Origin of the sequence: Arthrobacter sp. 'calajunan' (assembly GCF_046940185.1) — a bacterium.
GTDB lineage: Bacteria > Actinomycetota > Actinomycetes > Actinomycetales > Micrococcaceae > Glutamicibacter > Glutamicibacter soli.
This window is the reverse complement of the sequence record NZ_JBKZDY010000010.1, coordinates 18,750-34,884: the sequence shown is the minus strand read 5'-3', so window position 1 is coordinate 34,884 and position 16,135 is coordinate 18,750. Positions and strand designations below refer to the sequence as shown.

The window sequence follows — 16,135 nt, the reverse complement described above, 5'->3', positions numbered from 1 at the left end:
GGACGATTATTGGCTCGCACTTCCAACCTAGGCGTTCGCGCGCAGGTCTGTACAGCGGGACATGACGAAGGCGTCCATCCGGCCACAACTCCGGATGGACGCCTTCAGGCATGTTGCTTCGCCTACCCCGCCTGGCGGTGGATCGATTTATAGCTCAAGTACGCAGCCAGGCCTTCCGGCCCGTACTCGGTGCCGAGCCCCGAATCATGGCGTCCGCCGAAGGGGGCTGCATGGTTGGAGGCGAAGAAGTTCACCCCGACGCTGCCGGTGTCCATGCGTTCGGCCACCGACAGGGCACGCTCCTCGTCCGCGCCGAAGACCAGGCCACCCAAGCCGAATTCGGTGTTGTTGGCCAGTGACACCGCCTCGTCCTCGGAGGAGTACTTCAGCACTGTGATGACCGGGCCGAAGATTTCCTCGCGCGAAATGGTCATGTCCGGGGTGACGTCAGCGAAGACCGTGGGCTGGATGAAGAACCCGTCAGCCAGGTCCCCGTCCAGCTGCGCCGTGGCGCCGCCGGTGACCGCGCGGGCACCTTCGGCGTGACCTGCCTCCAAGTAGCCGAGCACCGTCTGGTACTGGCTGCGGTTGGCCGAAGGACCGAAGACCGTGGCGGGATCCAACGGGTCGCCCTGCGGCGCGGAAGCGATGGTCGCGGCCACCACGTCCACCACCTCGTCGTAGCGTTCAGCCGGGGCCAGGATGCGGGTGGAGATGTAGCAGGTCTGTCCGGTGTTGCGCATGCAGGAACGGATCAGCCTCGAACCCAACAGGTCTAGGTCCGCATCCGGCAGCACCAGCGCGCTGGACTTGCCGCCCAGTTCCAGGGTGACCGGGCGCAGCAGCTCGCCGCAGGCCGCGGCGATTTTGCGGCCCACCGGGGTGGACCCGGTGAACGCCACCTTGGAGACCAGCGGGTGGCGCACCAGCTCATCGCCCAGCCGCCCCGGACCGGTGACCAGGTTGGCCACGCCTGCAGGTACCCCGGCGGCATCCAGCGCATCCATGATGATGCGGAAGGACAGCGGGGTGGGGGAGGCAGGCTTCATGACCACGGTGCAGCCCGCCAGCAATGCCGGGGCCAGCTTGATGACCATCAGGTTGATCGGGAAATTCCACGGGGCAATCAGCGCGCAGACACCCACCGGGTCGCGGCGGACCAGCGTTTCGCCGGCGCCGTTGGGGAACGGGCGCAGGTCCTCCTGCTCCAGCAGCGGTGCCAGGGATGCGAAGTAGCGGAAGATGCCGGCGGCGTTGGCGGCGGCCCCGCCGGTCTCGGAGACCGGCGAGCCGTTCTCCAGCGTATTGGTCAACGACAGTTCACCGGCCCGGTTTTCGATCTGATGCGCGATGCGCAGCAGCAATGCCGCCCGCTCGGAGGGTGTGGTGTTCTTCCACGGGGATGAATGCAGCGCGTGGTGGGCCGCGCGGACCGCGCTGTCCACGTCCTGGCTGGTGCCGGCCGGGACCGAACCCCAGACGGCGCCGGTGGCCGGGTCGGTGACCTCGATGCGGCGGGTGCCCTGCGAGGCGGTCCACCCGCCGTCGATGAAGTGCGTGTCCACGTGGCGGTAGGGCAATAGGAGTTCCTGGCGCCGGGCCGCGGCGCCTGCCCGCGTGCTCATCGCAGCACCGCCGTGCGCAGCAGAGCGCGGGAACGGGCCAGATCCGCGGTGGCCATGTCCACGGCGGCCTGCGTGATCAGCTCCGGGATGATCTCGGTTTCCAGCCGGTCGGTGTAGGCGGCCGGGTCCTGCCCGAACCAGCCCGAGGCCAGTGCGATGCCCGCGTGGTCGAAGCGCCAGAGCCTGTCGGCATCGCGCATCAGCGCGTCCTCCAGAGTGTAGGCGTGGGGGCGGGTGTCGTGCCCGTCGATGATCTTGCAGACCTCGTCGATGAATTGCGCAGCGTAGCCCAGCGGGGGCAGCACGCGGCGGGCCACCAAGCAGCCCTCGCGCTCGTGCTCGTAGCGGATGTCCGCCTTGCGCCAGTCCCCGCGGAAGCCGTCGGAGATGATCTTCTCCTGGTCCACGTGAGCCCAGCCGGTGTCGTGCAGCAGCGTGGAGACCAGCACCAAGGTGCGGTCGGCCTCCGGGTAGGCGTCGCACAGCCGGCGGGCGAAGGACAGCGAGATGGGCAGGTGGATGTCGTTGCCGCGGGCGCGGGTCTCCGGGACCACCGCCGCCCACAGGGCCTCCAGCTCGCCGTCCGCGTGTACTTCCAGGGAGATGGGGCTGGTGTTGATGGTGCCGGTGGCCGGCAGCGGCCGGGCGTCGTTCAGGGTTGTCATGGTGTCCTCAGGCCTATCAAGTCGTGGGAAATCGGCGTTGTGGGGAAAACAAGTGTCAGGCAATCAGCGTCTTGAGCATGGTGCCGGGGTCGGCGGCCGCGGCCGGGTCGATGTTCTTCCCGGCGGCCAGGGCCTGCTTCACTGCCATGAAGTCCAGCGGCGCGTTCACGCAGTCCGCGGCGATGACCTGCCCGCCGCGGTAGTACAGCACGGTGAACTTGCCCTTCTCCGGGACCTCGCGCTTGACCGTTGAATCGAAGCCCATGGACAGGCCGGCGATCTGCAGCTTCATGTCAGCCTGGTTGGACCAGAACCACGGGATGCCGGCATAGGCTTCGCGCTGGCCCATCAGGGCGTAGGCGGCGACCTTGGCGTGCTCCACCGCGTTGTTCACGGATTCCAGCCGGATGCGCTCGCCGTCCGGGGCGCCGGGGACCGGGTTGGGCATGTTCGCCACGTCCCCGACCACCAGGGTGTGCCCGTCGGAGGCGATGGCCGCCTCGTCGACCACGATGCCGTTGTCGACCTCGAGTCCCAGCTGCTCGCCCAGCTGCGTGTTGGGGATGACCCCGATGCCCACCAGCACGATCTGCGCTGGGATGATTTCCCCGGATTCCAGGTGGACCGCGCGGACCGCGCCGTCTCCTGCGATGCGCACGACCCTGGCATTCAGGTGGATGTCCAGACCGCGGGCGCGGTGCTGTTCAAGGAAGTAGGCGCTGGTGTCCTCGCCGACCGCGCGGCCCACCAGGCGCGGGCCGTATTCGATGACGGTGACCTTCTTGCCCATGGCCTGCAGCGAGCTGGCCGCCTCGAGGCCGATGAACCCGCCGCCGATCACCACCACGTCGGTGGCTTCCGGGGCCAGCTCCTTGAGCTTCAGCGCATCGTCGGCGTTGCGCAGGTAGACCACGCCGTCCAGTTCGCTGCCCGGGACCTCGAAGCGGCGCGGCCGGGCACCGACGGTCAGCGCCAGCCGGGTGTAGGGGTACCGCGCCCCGCTGCGGCCGGTGGCCACACCGGAGCCGTCCGGGTTGGAGTCGATGTCTTCGATGCGTTCGCCCTTGACCAGGGTGATATTGTGCTCCACCCAGTAGTCGTTGGAGCGGAAGATCAGCGATTCGCTGCCCACCTTGTCTTGCAGGAATTCCTTGGACAGCGCCGGGCGCTGGTAGGGGCGGTGGTCCTCGTCCCCGAGCAGCGTGATGTGCCCGGTGTAGCCCAGGGCGCGCAGCGAGATGGCCAGCTGGACCCCGGACTGCGAGGCGCCGATGATCAGCAGCCCGGTGGCGGTGCCCGCCGCGGGGGCCGGGGCGCCGCCGGTGGAGGGGAGTGTTGCGGTGTTCATGGCTAGATCTGGGTTTCCGGGGTGGCGACGTTGAGGTTCTGGCCCTCGCACATCTTGATTTGGCAGGAAAGGCGGGAATTCTCCTCGCGGTCCACGGCGGTGCCGTAGAGCATCTCGTCTTCCATCTCGCCCATCGGATCCAGCGACTCGAAGTCTTCCGGGGCCACGAACACGTGGCAGGTGGCGCAGGACAGGGAGCCGCCGCATTCGCCCACGATCCCGGCCACGCCGTTGCGGACCGCCGTTTCCATGACGGAGTCGCCGGCGGCGGCGTCCACGGTGCGGGTCTGGCCTTCGAAGTCGGTGAAGTTGATAGTCGCCATGATGGTTCCTCCTGAACGGTTAGGCGTAAAGCTGGGTTAGATGAACTGGCGTCCGCCGTCGACGACGAGCGTCTGACCGGTGATGAACGAGGAGTCCTCGCCGGCCAGGAACAGCGCGGCGCCCACGATGTCCTCCGGCTGGCTGGCGCGCTTGAGCGCCCCGCGGTCCACCCCGTAGCTGGAGGCGTTCTCCATGAGCCCCAGGCTGGCCTCGGTCAGCGTGAAGCCCGGGGCGATGGTGTTCACGGTGATTTCCCGGCGTCCCAGCTCCTTGGCCATGACGCGGGTCAGCGCAATGACCCCGCCCTTGGAGGCCACGTAGTGGGCCCACTGCTCGGAGCCGGAGTAGACGGTGGCGCTGGCCAGGTTGATGACCCGGGAGCCCGCTCCAAGAAAGGGGGAGACGGCGCGGGAAACCATCCACGGGCCCTTGAGGTTCACATTCATGACCTTGTCCCACTCGTCCGGGTTGATCTCCTCGAACGGGGTGCGGGTGACGGTGGCGTAGATGGCGGCGTTGTTGATCAGCACCGCGATGCCGCCGCCGGCGAACTCCGCCGCGTCCTTGGCCAGCGCGTCGGTGGATGCGGTGTCGGTGACATCCACCGTGAAGGCCGCCGCCTCGGCTCCGGCCTGGCGCACCAGGCGGACCGTTTCCTGTGTGCCGGCCGCGTCGATGTCAGCGGCGGCGATGGCGTAGCCGCGGGCCGCGAAGCCCAGGGCGAAGGCCCGTCCCAGGCCGCCGGCGGCGCCGGTGATGAGCACCGTAGGAGAGCTGTTCATGGAATGTGCCTTTCAAATGGTGGAGAACTGTGGTGTTGCGGGTGCCGGCCGGGGATCGGGGGAAAGGAACCGGCCGGCACCCTTGCGGTTCCGGAAGCTTGGGGGAACCTCCGGAACCGGTCTGCGGCGCCCGGGGATCAGGCGTGCGAGTGGCTGTGGGCTCCCGGCCCAGTCAGGGCCGGCTCGGCGCCCAGGATTTCCACGGTGCCCTTGGTGCCGTCAACCCGCAGCAGGTCTCCGGTCTTGATGGTGGTGGAGGCGCTGCCGGTGCCGGTGACCGCCGGCAGGTCGTATTCGCGGCAGACGATGGCCGCGTGGGACATCATGCCGCCGATATCCGTGACGGTGGCCTTGATCTTGCCGAAGATCGGGCCCCAGCTCGGCGCGGTGACCGGAGCCACCAGGATTTCGCCGGGTTGCACCTGCGTGAGCTCGTCCGCGTGCATGATGACGCGGGCCGGGCCCTCGACCTGGCCGGGGGAGGCCGCCATGCCCTTGAGCGTGCTGCCGTCCTGGGTCTCGTCCGCGCCCAGCCACTGCTGCACCTGTTCGGTGGTGATGCCCCAGAGCATACGGGTGAACGGTTCGGTGATCGACTGCGGCGGGGTGTTCAGCGCCGGGGCCGGTCGGGCGGTTTTCAGCGCGTCCACGATGCCCTTGCGGTGGGCGATCTTCTCCGGGAGCACCACCGCGCCGATCGGGGTGCCGGAGCCGACGCCCCAGCTGGTGACCAGGTCGAAGAGCACGTCGCGGACCTCGTTGCGGTTCAGGTAGAGCATGTCCTCGGCCTCGGCGAAGAGCCCGGCGTCGCTGAGCATGCGCCCGAGCTCGCGGACCTTGCGCCAGAAGACGCCCATGGTCCAGTGCTCGATGTAGAAGTTGTGGTTCTCCACGTACGGGTAGGCGGTGGCCGCCAGCGTGCGCTTGGCGTCGAAGACCGCGGCGACCTCCGGATCCAGCAGCTCGCGGTACTCCTCCACGATGCGTTCCTTCTCCGCGATGAGCTTCTGCGTGGGGCGCAGGATCTGCGCCCCGCTGCGGGCCCGGCGGATGTAGTCCGCGATGAAGCCCAGCGGAATCTCCTGGTGCACGTTCCAGTACTTGTCGTGCGCGTAGAAGCCGTTGCCGATGGTGAAGTTGAACCACGGGTCCTGGGCCTGCTCCCACTGGGCCATCCAGCGCTCGCCGCCGGCGGCCGCGGTGATGGATGCCAAGGTGGCGGCCGGGTCGTCGGTGTTGGCGAAGTGCTCGTCCAGATCCAGCTCGATGGCCAGCAGCGCCAGCGCCTTGAGCTCGTCGTCCGGGCGGAAGAGCTCCATGTCCACGCCCTGCACCATGGTGGCGATGGACTGGTCCGGGATGTTCGGGAAAACTTCCTTGCAGAAGTTGAAGAAATCCAGGTAGGCGATGTAGCCCAGGTTCAGGAACTCGAAGTGGTACTGCCAGTTCTGGTAGGCCAGCTGGATCAGCCGGTCGTAGTTCTCCAGCAGGACTTCCGAGCCGTCCTTGCCCACGCCGTTCTCGATGTCCTCGAAGGGGACCTTCTCGGGCAGCGGTGCGAAGGACAGCGTCTCCATCTCCGCAATGGTGCCCTTGACCTTCACATGCCAGTTGGCCAGCTTGGTCTCCCAGTTGGCGAAGTAGTGGCCGATGCGCGCCTCGAAGTCCGGCACGCGGGCGGCGATCTGCTCTTCCGGGACCGGGATGGGCGACATGTACAGGTAGCCCAGGTGGATGCGGAAGTCGATGCCGTTGGCGTTGGGGATCATCAGGTGCCGGGCGTTGTACTGGCCCAGGCACTTCACGGCGAATTCGCCGCCGATGGTTTCGAAGGGCTTGAAGACGGTGGGCCAGTGCTGCGAATCGCAGAACCAGAACTTGGCGTCTTCCTGCTCCTTCAGTGCGTCCTGGAACACCAGGTAGTAGGGATAGATCTCTTCCCATCCTTCGGCGCCGGCGGGCACCGGCAGGTCGGATGGCTTGGGGAAGGACTTCATTGTCATGGTCGTGCACCCTTTCTCAGAAGGTTCGGCACTTTGCGAGTGGCCGAGGTGTGGGGTGGAGCGTGGAAACAGCGTGGATACGTGGGTCAGCTGACGATCTTCGACAGGGAGGCGGTGATCGAGGAGACGCCGCCGAATCCCAGCGAGGAGGCGTAGCCTCCGGCGGAGGCCTTGGGCGCCGCGGGCTTGGAGGAGTGCACGGTTTCCGGGCGGGCCTGGAGCAGCAGCAGGTTCTCCCCGTCGGGCAGGTCGGCGTCGATGGCCCACTCGATGTCCTGCGGAGACTTGTAATGCTTCTCCGCCCGCTTGGCCAGCTGGGCCACGGCGGACAGCTCATCGTTGCTCAGGCAGCGCACCGTGCGGCGCTCTTCCGGGACATCCCTTTCCACCAGGGTGTTGGTGGCCGGGTCGGGGATCATTTCGGCATGCTTGTCGCCGATGTGCTCGGTGATTACCGCCAGGGTGACCTTGTCCAGCTGGATGTTGTCCGGCGTGACGGTTCCGGAGACCACCATCTCGCCCACGCCCCAGGAGGCGTCCACGGTGATCTTGGAGCGGTCGCCATTGGTGGGATCCAGGGTCATGGCCACGCCGGCGGTCTTGGCGTTGACCATCTTCTGCACCACCACGGCCATGCACAGCCCGTCATCCGGGATGTTGTTCTTCATCCGGTAGAGGATGGCGCGGCTGGTGTACAGCGAGGCCCAGCAGGCGCGGATGTGCTCGCCGACCGAATCGAACCCGGACAGCCACAGGTAGGTGTCCTGCTGTCCGGCGAAGGAAGCATCGGGCAGGTCCTCGGCGGTGGCGGAGGAGCGCACGGCCAGCGGGGCCTCGGACTCGAAGCGGGCCTGCAAGGCGTCGTACGCCGCCTGGGTGACCTCGCGCAGGTCGGCGGGAACCGGGCGGGAAGTGATCAGCTCGCGGATGGCGGCGCTGGCGGCGTCCACCGCGGCGATGTCCTCCGGGTCCAGGCCGTCCAGCTGGGCTTTGATGCTGTCTTCCAGCCCAGTGCCCATGAAGGCGCGGAAGGCGGCGGTGTTCACCACGAATCCGGGAGGGACCGGCATGCCGGCGGCGGTCATGGTGACCAGCGAGGCGCCCTTGCCGCCCAGGCTGTCCAAGGTGGGTTCCTTGCCGCCGTCGAAGAATTCAATGAAGTCGTTGTTGCTCATCGTTAAGCCTCAGATCGGGAAGTGGAGTCGGCATTCAGCTCGACGTTGACGAAGTCGGGAACGCGGAAGGACAGGTTCTTCCGGAAGGTGATGGCACCGCCGTCGACCAGTTCAAGGTTCGGCAGCGCGGCGGCCAGTTCCTCCAGCGCGATTTTGGCTTGGAGCTTGGCCAGCATGTTGCCCAGGCAGTAGTGGATGCCGAAGCCGAAGGACAGGTGGTCGCGGGCGTTGGGCCGGGTGATGTCGAAGTCCTCGCCGTTCTCGAAGCGGGATTCGTCGCGGTTGGCCGAGCCCATGAGCAGCAGCAGTTCCGCACCCTGCGGGATCTGCACGCCGCCCACCTCCGTGTCCGCCAGCGCCTTGCGGCGCCATCCCACGATGGAGCCCGAGTAGCGTAGCACCTCGTCGATGGCCTTGGGGATCTGCTTGGGATCCGCCACGACGGCTTCCCATGCTTCGCGGTGCTCCAGTAGCACGCGCACGCAGTTGGAGATCAGCGTGGTGGTGGTTTCATGGCCTGCGAAGAGCAGCGAGTAGAGCAGCGAGGCGATCTCGTGGTCGGTGATGTCAGCGCCGTCCTTCTGGGCCTGGACCAGGTCCGCGGTGAGGCTGTCGCCGCCGGCGGCGTGGGCCTGGGCCACCTGGGCCTGGCAGCGGTTCCAGTACTCGACCAGGTTGTGCGCGTGGGGGATCTGCTCCTCGTCACTGAGGTCTCCCCAGGTCATGGCAGCGCGGGAGTCGCTCCAGCGCTTATAGGTGTCGACCATTGTCACGTCTTCGCCGATCAGGGTGAGGATGGTGATGGTCGGCAGTGAGTAGGCCAGCTCGGCCATGATATCCGCGTGTCTGGTGCCCTTGGTGGTCATGGCGGAAATGGAGTCCTTGACGTTCTGCCGGATCATCGGTTCCAGGGCCTTGAAACGGCGCGGGGTGAAAGCCTTCTGCGCCACGGCGCGGATGCGGGTGTGCTCCGGCGGACGGCGGGCGGACAGGCCCGAATAGGTGGTGAATCCGCCCTCGGTCATGATGGCGGTGGCCTGCGGTCCGCGCTTGCGCACCGGGGCCTGGGCGTTCTCGGAGGAGAAGGTCTCCCAATCTTCGAAAACCGACTTCACGTCGTCATAGCGGGTGATGACATACAGCCCGGTGCGTTCGTCAAACATCACCGGCTGTTCGCTGCGCATCTTGGCGTACGCAGGGAAGGGGTTCTTCATTGCGAACGGCTCGTACCCGTGGTGGTCTGCCGGGGCTTCTGCTCCGAAACCCATTGGGCATCCGCCGGAGACGGCTGGGGTGCTGGTCATGGAATCTGCTCCTTGGGGAAGTCGACGAGTCACGGTGTGACCCGTGCAACATTGATCGACACCCAGTGTTGTCCATGGCACAGTCGGAAGGGAAGCAATCCCTTCCACTCAGTGGAAGCCTAGTTTTTCGAGATGTTCAGCCCTCACTTCCGGGCACGTTCATGTCAGGCCCGGAAATGATTCCCAGAAGGGTCTCCAGTGGAATATGCGAGGTGGCGGCCTCAATTCGTTTGGAGATTCCATAGAGCACGGGCAGGTGGCGTTCCATGTTCGCGGCGTGCGAGGTGGGAATGACCAACCCGATGGAGCAGCCCAACCGGCCGGTGTGGTAGACCGGAACGGCGATTGAACAGGTTCCCAGCCGCACCTCTTCGCGGGTGATCGCGTAGCCGTTGTGGCGTGCCCGGCTCAGCTCATTGCGCAGCTGCACGGGGTTGCTCCGGGTGTGCGCGGTCATGGGTTCCAGCGGCTGGGCGAGGTAGGCGTCCATGACCCAGTCCTCGGAAAACGCCAGGATGGCCTTGCCCACCGCGGTGGCGTGCAGCGGCAGACGCCCGCCGACCCGGGAGACCCGGGCAACCCTCTTGCTGCCGTAGACGCGGTCGATGTACAGCGCCATGTTTCCGTCCCGGATGGCCAGCTGGCTGGTTTCCCCGGTCAGGGAGAACAGGTCCTGGACGAAAGGGCGCGCGGTATCGCGCAGTTGCCGGCCGGTGTTCTGGGCGATGGCCCACAGCCGCAGGCCCAGCTGGACGCCGCCGTTGCCGGTGCGGCTGAGGATTCCGGCGTCGACCAGCTCGCCGACCAGGCGGTGCGTGGTGGACAGCGGAAGATCTGCCGACTTGGAGATTTCGGTCAGGTTCAAGGACCTGCGAGTGGTTTCGAAGGCGGAGAGAATCGCCAAGATCTTGGACGTGACGCTGCGTCCCGGTTGTGAGCTTCCTCCGGCCATGGATCCTCCGAGGCAATGGTAGTGAATCGGGGTCGGGCCAACCCGACGGCGACAACTCAGAATACCTGTCCTGTCGCGGACGCGACATCCCGGAATTCGGTCTGCGCAGCATGCAGCAGGATTGCTGGGCAGGCCATGGCACCTTGGTTACCTGCGGATCAAATGAATGTGGCGCGGAGCGCTGCGGGATCACTGGCGGCGCGGCGGCCAAGTGCCAGCCATGAATTCCAGACCTGCAGGTGGGAAGGGCCTGAGCCGCGAACTGGGGAAATGAAACACGAATCCACAAAGCACGTGTGAGGAAGCATTTTCCTGGCCGCTTAACAAATCCGCTAAATTCGAACGCGGGCTGAGGAGAAAATTCTGGTCATGTAATGTTTTTCATGGTCATCGAAAAGGTTGAACCTGATTTCGGGAAAGCCGATTGAATTCCATGTCCGATTTTTTCTTGGATTCAGGTGGTTGATTGTTCGGGAATCATGGCCATTCCAAACATCAGCCGATGCCATCGCCGCTGACCGGTCCATAACTATCGGACATCGTCTGAATTCATAGCCGGTCGCAAGACCGTAGAGTAGCCAAACGCCAAGCATTGGAGCATTCGGCATGAACAAGCAGAAGATCACTACGCAGGTAAATTCCTTCAGCAACGGAGTGAGGGTCGCCTTCGGAATCAGCGGCATTGTCGCCTTGGTTTTGGGCCTCCTGATCCTGATTGCGCCCATGAAAACCGCATCGATTATCACCGCTATTGTTGCGCTCTACGCACTGGTCTCAGGCGTAATCTACTTGGGGATCGGAATTTTTTCGCGGACCCAGAGCACCCCGAAACGCATTCTGAACTGTGTATTGGGTGCCATGTTCCTGGCCGCGGGCATCCTGGCCTTCACCGATTTGGACAACAGCACCGTGGTGCTGGCAAGTTTTGTCGCCATCATGATCGGCATCGTCTGGGTGGCCGAAGGGGTCGTGGCGCTGACAACCTTGAGCCGATCGCCAAACCGGCTGGTCAGCGGCGGCTATGCAGTGCTTTGCGTGATTGCCGGTGTGTTGGTGCTCTTCGGACCGTTTACCTTTGCTTCCATCCTGTGGCTCATCCTCGGCATTTCGCTCATGGTGCTGGGAGCGATCCAGGCCCTTCGAGCCTTCAGCTTCAAGGGCAACGTGGTCATTATCGGCCAGAACTAGATTCTGCAATGGCCGGGTCTGCCGGCGGGAATGGCCGTGCACCGCGCACCGAGGCCTACGACTCAGGGTGGAGATGGAGCAGTCCGGATCTACCCCGTTCGGGCGAACCAAAGAACGCCGGCGATCAGTAGGCTGGAAACGCCCGCACCGCATCGACCGCACTGACATCACTGCCCGAGGAGCACGAAGAATGCCTGTACCATCAACCGCCATCCGTGGATCTTTCGCCAAGAAACTGGCTCTGGGCGGCGCCGCAATGGCGCTGGCCCTGGGAACCGCCGGGTGCGGCGCCGTTGAGGATTTCGACAAGGCGACCTCGGACTCCTGGGCGGTGACCTATGAAATTACGGTCTCCGGAGGAGACGCCAGCAAGATCACCGATATCAAGTACCTTGAATCGGAAAAACGCGGCGAAGCCGGTACGGAACTGACCTTGCCCTCCGGGGAAACGACGCTTAATGCCAAGGAGAACGCAGTCTGGAGCCTTGAAAGCATTGTGACTGCGCAGAAGGACGCGGCCATTTCCGCCATGCCGGGAAAAGAGGCCACGGCCACCTGCCGCATCCTGCTTGACGGCGTCAAGGAGATCGCTGCTGAAACCTCGGCTCCCGGCGAACGTGTGGAATGCGCGGCCACAACCCCGGCCTTCTCCAAATAGCTGCCGAAGGTCAGTCGGAAAGCGCCAGTCTCTGCTCAAAGAGATTGGCGCTTTCCACTGCCACGAAGGCGCTGGCCATGAATCGCGCGGCATCCGTGAAGAGATGATCGCTCACCCGGGACTCGACCAGCTGGAAAGCTTCGGAACGGGTGAGGCCGAACCAGTCCATCACGGTGTCCACACCGTGCGGGGTCAGCCTCCAGAGCTTGTCGGCATCCTTCACCAAGGAATCCTCCAGGCTGGTTGATTCTTTGCGCGAGTCATGCCCGTCGATAATGAACACGATGCGCTCGCTGCGTTCGGCATCGAATCCTTCGCCGTGCAGCAGTCCTGCGGCAAGTTCCGCGCCGGACTTTTCATGCTGCAGCACCAGTTCCTTGTTGCCGGATCCCGGGGCGATGGCGGACAAGACCAGCTGCGGATCCACCTGCGACCAGCCAATGTCGTGGAGCAGGATTGCCGGCAGCACCACCAGCGGATCCGCCTGCGGATGATGCTTGAGCAGCGACTGGGCGAGTGACAGCGAATAAAGGGTGTGGGCGTCATTGCTGCGCACCGAAAGATAGGTTTTGGCTTTCTCCCACAACCGGGCCAGCAGGGGAAACTGTTCAAAGACGTCGGTTTCCTTGGGCGGAATGAAATTACCGACGTCGTGGCCATAGTGGTTGGCCAAAGGCTGCAGCTTGGTCATGGGGCTCATGTTGCCACCAGGACCCCGTTACGGGAAGCCATGTCTTCCATTCAGTGGATGCCCGCTTTCCGGGAACCGGGAAAGACGGGGACGGCTCGGGCGGTCGAAGCGCCGTTGCAGCGCCGAATCCACCCCGTGCCTCGTACGCACCGCCATGGGAAGTGACGCCCTGGTGTCGGTCAGTCGATGAGACAGTCCGCAACCAGCTGGTAGGCATTCAAGCGGTCTTCGGGATCGTTGACCAGCGTATTGAGCATCAGCTCATCGGCCCCGTGGGACTCGGCCAAGGCCAGGAGCTGAGCGCGCACCGTGGCAGGGGTTCCGACAATCAGTGCCTGGCTGCGTTCTTGGGCACGGGCCCGTTCCTGGGCGCTCCACTGGTAGCTCGCGGCAGCTGCCGTTGAGGGGATCGGGCCGTCGTGCCCGAAATCCTTGCGTACGCGCCAGAGCAGCAGGGCCTCGGCCAGTTCATGGGCTCGCTCCTCGGTGCCGGCAGTGACGAAGCGGACCGCCAAGACGGTGTGCGGCGTATGCCCGGACTGCGCTGCCGCTTCCCGGTAGGCGCTGGTCGCCGCTTCCCCACCGACAGGACGCAGGAAGTGGCCATGGACGTACCCGGCGCCCAGTGTTCCCGGCAGCGGCGCGGAGGAACCTCCGGCGCCCAGCACCCAGATTCCACCCACCGGTTCGCCCTCTGGCTGCGGGTGTTTTATGCCGAATTCCTGCACCAGGGATGCGATTTTCGCGGCGTAGTTCGGATCGTTCAGCGCGGCGCGTCCCAGACCGGTGTCCACCCGGCCCGGATGAACTTCAGAAAGAAGTCCCATCGTTTCGGAGACCTTCTGCGCCGGGTAGTACGGCAGGAGGATTGCTCCGGTACCGACCCTGATCCTGCTGGTGCGTTCAAGCGCCAGTGCGGTCATCATTTCCGGCGCGGCACTGGCAAACGATTGGGAGTTGTGGTGTTCGGCAAACCAGATGCGGTGGTATCCCAGCCTGTCTGCATCGTGAGCCAAGGCCAGGCCGCTGGATAGCGCGGCAGAGCGGGTGGGCGCATGCTCGGTGAGTGGAACTTGGTCGAGGATAGACAGTTTCATGCGGCGCGATGTCCTGCCTTTTTCCTTGTGGTGTTCGACAGCCGCATGATGGTGTCCTTTCATTGTTGAACGATTCGTGGATGAGCTTACCCGCGATGCCCAGAGGCCACCGCATCCGCCGCATGGAGGCGCCAATCGGAAACCCGCCATCACGCCGTGACAGCACCTACTGCCGTAGGGATGATAGCTTGAAGAATAATCGAGGAAACCCGGCAGGATTGGCTTTCCCCGGCTGCCGGAATATTGGATGACAGACAGGCTGGACACGATGTCAGGGACGACAGAAATCGATATGAGCGATCTCGCGATTGCCTCACGCGCGGTGCTCAAGCCAATTTCGCAGATCGCCGAAGCCGCGGGGATCCCGGAAGAAGCAGTCGAGTCCTATGGCAGGTACAAGGCCAAGATCGACCCGTCGCATCTTCCTGCAGGCAACACCGAACTCGGCAAGGTGGTGCTGGTCAGCGGAATTTCCCCGACTCCCGCCGGCGAGGGGAAATCCACCGTCGTGGTGGGCTTGGGTGATGCGTTGTCCGCCGCCGGAGCCAAGACGCTCATTGCCCTGCGCGAACCTTCCCTGGGTCCGATCTTCGGCATGAAGGGCGGGGCCACCGGCGGCGGGTATTCGCAGGTGCTGCCGATGGACGAGATCAACATGCACTTCACCGGCGACTTCCATGCGATCACCAGCGCCAACAACCTGCTGATGGCACTGATCGACAACCACCTGCACCGCGGCAATGCCCTGGGGATCGACCCGCGGCGGATCACCTTCAAGCGCGTCATCGACATGAACGACCGCGCCCTGCGCAATATCGTCATCGGCCTGGGCGGCCCGACCGAGGGCGTTCCGCGCGAGGCAGGATTCGAGATCACCGTGGCCTCGGAAGTCATGGCGGTGTTCTGCCTGGCCACCGGGCTGGAAGACCTGCGCACCCGGCTGGGACGCATGACCATCGGGTACACCTATGACAAGAAGCCGGTGACCGTGGACGACCTGGGCGCGGCCGGCGCCATGACCATGCTGCTCAAGGACGCCATCAAGCCGAACCTGGTGCAGACCATCGGCGGAACCCCGGCGTTCATCCACGGCGGGCCGTTCGCCAATATCGCCCACGGCTGCAACTCGGCCATCGCCACCAACACCGCGCGCTCGCTGGCGGACGTCGTGGTCACCGAAGCAGGGTTCGGCGCGGACCTGGGCGCGGAGAAGTTCATGGACATCAAGGCCCGCTATGCCGGGTGCGAGCCATCCGCCGTGGTGATCGTGGCGACCATCCGCGCCTTGAAAATGCACGGGGGAGTAGCCAAGGACCAGCTCAAGGGCGAGAACGTGCAGGCGGTGCGCGACGGCATGGTGAACCTGGCCCGGCACGCCTCCAACGTCAGGAAGTTCGGGATCCATCCGGTCATCGCCGTCAACAAGTTCACGGACGACACCGTGGACGAGCTGGCCGTGGTCACCGAGTGGGCCGCGGAAAACAACATTGAATGTGCCGTGGCGGATGTCTGGGGCCAAGGCGGCGCCGGAGCCGGGGACCTGGCCGCGGCGGTGCTGCGCGCCATCGAAGCGCCGAGCGACTTCGCCCCGCTGTATGAGCTGGAGAAGCCGGTGGAGGAGAAGATCTTCACCGTGGTGAAGGAAATCTACGGAGGGGCGGAAGTGGACTACACTCCCGCTGCGAAGCGGGTGCTGGAACAGATCCATGCCAACGGCTGGGACAACCTGCCGGTGTGCATGGCCAAGACCCAGTACTCCTTCTCGGATGACCCAACGCTGCTGGGCGCGCCCGAGGGCTTCACGCTGCTGGTGCGCGACCTCATTCCGAAGACCGGAGCCGGGTTCATCGTGGCGATCACCGGCGCGATCATGACCATGCCCGGCTTGCCCAAGGTACCTGCCGCGATGCACATGGACGTGGACGAGAACGGAAACGCGGTCGGCCTGTCCTAAGCCGATGCTGGCAAAGCCCACCCTGCGTAGGGTGGGCTGCCATCCTGCACCAGCTGGCTGTATCGGTACAGGACCTTAGCGCCTGTTGATCGAAGCGCGGAGCTTGAATGCCGAGGGTGAGCCGATGACTGTGTGCTGTGCCCATCAGGGTGCATTGCAGGCTTGATCGAGTGCTGGGGGCTAGGGGACTTCGTGGGGACACCAAGTCTCCGCTAGGCGTGCCAGACATCAACTCGTTGACTACCTGAAGGTTTGCCTCCCGACTTAGCCTTCCGAAACTTCCACTCCAGCACCTTGGTATCTGTGGCGATCCGTCCATTGAAGACACCTTGACCAGTGGTTCGGTTGCCGCCGATAGCTAGCTAACGC

14 protein-coding genes are annotated in these 16,135 nt (G+C 64.8%); 3 read left to right on the top strand and 11 right to left on the bottom strand.

Annotation, left to right across the window (positions count from 1 at the left end; all coding sequences use genetic code 11):
- Positions 1-122: 122 nt before the first annotated feature.
- The 9 genes from RF641_RS14605 to RF641_RS14565 form a co-directional block, all read right to left on the bottom strand.
- Positions 123-1,625 (bottom strand): aldehyde dehydrogenase family protein, encoded by a 1,503-nt coding sequence (locus tag RF641_RS14605; RefSeq protein WP_424573484.1) that lies wholly within the window; start codon positions 1,623-1,625, stop codon positions 123-125.
- Positions 1,622-2,290 carry an HD domain-containing protein gene (locus tag RF641_RS14600; protein ID WP_424573483.1) on the bottom strand — a complete coding sequence of 223 codons (669 nt, stop codon included), beginning with the start codon at positions 2,288-2,290 and terminating at the stop codon, positions 1,622-1,624. Before RF641_RS14600 ends, RF641_RS14605 begins: the two co-directional genes overlap by 4 nt.
- 55 nt (positions 2,291-2,345) lie before the next feature.
- The gene (locus RF641_RS14595) at positions 2,346-3,638 is read right to left on the bottom strand and encodes an NAD(P)/FAD-dependent oxidoreductase (protein ID WP_424573482.1); all 1,293 of its coding nucleotides are present in this window, start codon (positions 3,636-3,638) and stop codon (positions 2,346-2,348) included.
- Positions 3,639-3,640: 2 nt separating this feature from the next.
- Entirely contained in the window at positions 3,641-3,961 is a 321-nt protein-coding gene (locus RF641_RS14590) for a 2Fe-2S iron-sulfur cluster-binding protein (RefSeq protein ID WP_424573481.1), read from the bottom strand.
- Positions 3,962-3,997: 36 nt separating this feature from the next.
- Positions 3,998-4,744 carry an SDR family NAD(P)-dependent oxidoreductase gene (locus tag RF641_RS14585; RefSeq protein WP_424573480.1) on the bottom strand — a complete coding sequence of 249 codons (747 nt, stop codon included), beginning with the start codon at positions 4,742-4,744 and terminating at the stop codon, positions 3,998-4,000.
- Between the two features lie 137 nt (positions 4,745-4,881).
- Positions 4,882-6,747 (bottom strand): PEP-utilizing enzyme, encoded by a 1,866-nt coding sequence (locus RF641_RS14580; RefSeq protein WP_424573479.1) that lies wholly within the window; start codon positions 6,745-6,747, stop codon positions 4,882-4,884.
- Between the two features lie 86 nt (positions 6,748-6,833).
- The gene (locus RF641_RS14575; protein ID WP_424573478.1) at positions 6,834-7,922 is read right to left on the bottom strand and encodes a PEP/pyruvate-binding domain-containing protein; all 1,089 of its coding nucleotides are present in this window, start codon (positions 7,920-7,922) and stop codon (positions 6,834-6,836) included.
- A gap of 2 nt (positions 7,923-7,924) precedes the next feature.
- Positions 7,925-9,226: a cytochrome P450 gene (locus tag RF641_RS14570; RefSeq protein WP_424573477.1), complete on the bottom strand. Its 1,302-nt coding sequence runs from the start codon at positions 9,224-9,226 to the stop codon at positions 7,925-7,927.
- A gap of 136 nt (positions 9,227-9,362) precedes the next feature.
- Positions 9,363-10,178: an IclR family transcriptional regulator gene (locus RF641_RS14565; protein WP_424573476.1), complete on the bottom strand. Its 816-nt coding sequence runs from the start codon at positions 10,176-10,178 to the stop codon at positions 9,363-9,365.
- 606 nt (positions 10,179-10,784) lie between these two features.
- On the opposite strand from RF641_RS14565, the gene RF641_RS14560 reads away from it, so the two are divergent.
- Together RF641_RS14560 and RF641_RS14555 are read left to right on the top strand one after the other, a co-directional pair.
- The gene (locus RF641_RS14560) at positions 10,785-11,366 is read left to right on the top strand and encodes an HdeD family acid-resistance protein (protein WP_424573475.1); all 582 of its coding nucleotides are present in this window, start codon (positions 10,785-10,787) and stop codon (positions 11,364-11,366) included.
- Between the two features lie 190 nt (positions 11,367-11,556).
- Complete coding sequence (locus RF641_RS14555; protein ID WP_424573474.1) at positions 11,557-12,024, top strand: hypothetical protein; 468 nt, start codon at positions 11,557-11,559, stop codon at positions 12,022-12,024.
- A 10-nt stretch (positions 12,025-12,034) separates the two neighbouring features.
- Here the strand turns inward: RF641_RS14555 and RF641_RS14550 are convergent, their stop codons facing one another.
- Entirely contained in the window at positions 12,035-12,715 is a 681-nt protein-coding gene (locus tag RF641_RS14550; protein ID WP_350536352.1) for an HD domain-containing protein, read from the bottom strand.
- Between the two features lie 179 nt (positions 12,716-12,894).
- A complete protein-coding gene (locus tag RF641_RS14545) occupies positions 12,895-13,812 on the bottom strand; it encodes an LLM class flavin-dependent oxidoreductase (RefSeq protein WP_424573473.1) in 918 nt (305 codons plus the stop codon).
- A gap of 268 nt (positions 13,813-14,080) precedes the next feature.
- On the opposite strand from RF641_RS14545, the gene RF641_RS14540 reads away from it, so the two are divergent.
- Positions 14,081-15,766 carry a formate--tetrahydrofolate ligase gene (locus RF641_RS14540; protein WP_424573472.1) on the top strand — a complete coding sequence of 562 codons (1,686 nt, stop codon included), beginning with the start codon at positions 14,081-14,083 and terminating at the stop codon, positions 15,764-15,766.
- The last annotated feature ends 369 nt before the right edge of the window (positions 15,767-16,135 follow it).

What these genes read in the sequence shown, in the direction of transcription:
- RF641_RS14605 (WP_424573484.1), bottom strand. Translation starts at nt 1,625, where the DNA reads ATGAGCACGCGGGCAGGCGCCGCGGCCCGGCGCCAGGAACTCCTATTG.
- RF641_RS14600 (WP_424573483.1), bottom strand. Translation starts at nt 2,290, where the DNA reads ATGACAACCCTGAACGACGCCCGGCCGCTGCCGGCCACCGGCACCATC.
- RF641_RS14595 (WP_424573482.1), bottom strand. Translation starts at nt 3,638, where the DNA reads ATGAACACCGCAACACTCCCCTCCACCGGCGGCGCCCCGGCCCCCGCG.
- RF641_RS14590 (WP_424573481.1), bottom strand. Translation starts at nt 3,961, where the DNA reads ATGGCGACTATCAACTTCACCGACTTCGAAGGCCAGACCCGCACCGTG.
- RF641_RS14585 (WP_424573480.1), bottom strand. Translation starts at nt 4,744, where the DNA reads ATGAACAGCTCTCCTACGGTGCTCATCACCGGCGCCGCCGGCGGCCTG.
- RF641_RS14580 (WP_424573479.1), bottom strand. Translation starts at nt 6,747, where the DNA reads ATGACAATGAAGTCCTTCCCCAAGCCATCCGACCTGCCGGTGCCCGCC.
- RF641_RS14575 (WP_424573478.1), bottom strand. Translation starts at nt 7,922, where the DNA reads ATGAGCAACAACGACTTCATTGAATTCTTCGACGGCGGCAAGGAACCC.
- RF641_RS14570 (WP_424573477.1), bottom strand. Translation starts at nt 9,226, where the DNA reads ATGACCAGCACCCCAGCCGTCTCCGGCGGATGCCCAATGGGTTTCGGA.
- RF641_RS14565 (WP_424573476.1), bottom strand. Translation starts at nt 10,178, where the DNA reads ATGGCCGGAGGAAGCTCACAACCGGGACGCAGCGTCACGTCCAAGATC.
- RF641_RS14560 (WP_424573475.1), top strand. Translation starts at nt 10,785, where the DNA reads ATGAACAAGCAGAAGATCACTACGCAGGTAAATTCCTTCAGCAACGGA.
- RF641_RS14555 (WP_424573474.1), top strand. Translation starts at nt 11,557, where the DNA reads ATGCCTGTACCATCAACCGCCATCCGTGGATCTTTCGCCAAGAAACTG.
- RF641_RS14550 (WP_350536352.1), bottom strand. Translation starts at nt 12,715, where the DNA reads ATGACCAAGCTGCAGCCTTTGGCCAACCACTATGGCCACGACGTCGGT.
- RF641_RS14545 (WP_424573473.1), bottom strand. Translation starts at nt 13,812, where the DNA reads ATGAAACTGTCTATCCTCGACCAAGTTCCACTCACCGAGCATGCGCCC.
- RF641_RS14540 (WP_424573472.1), top strand. Translation starts at nt 14,081, where the DNA reads ATGTCAGGGACGACAGAAATCGATATGAGCGATCTCGCGATTGCCTCA.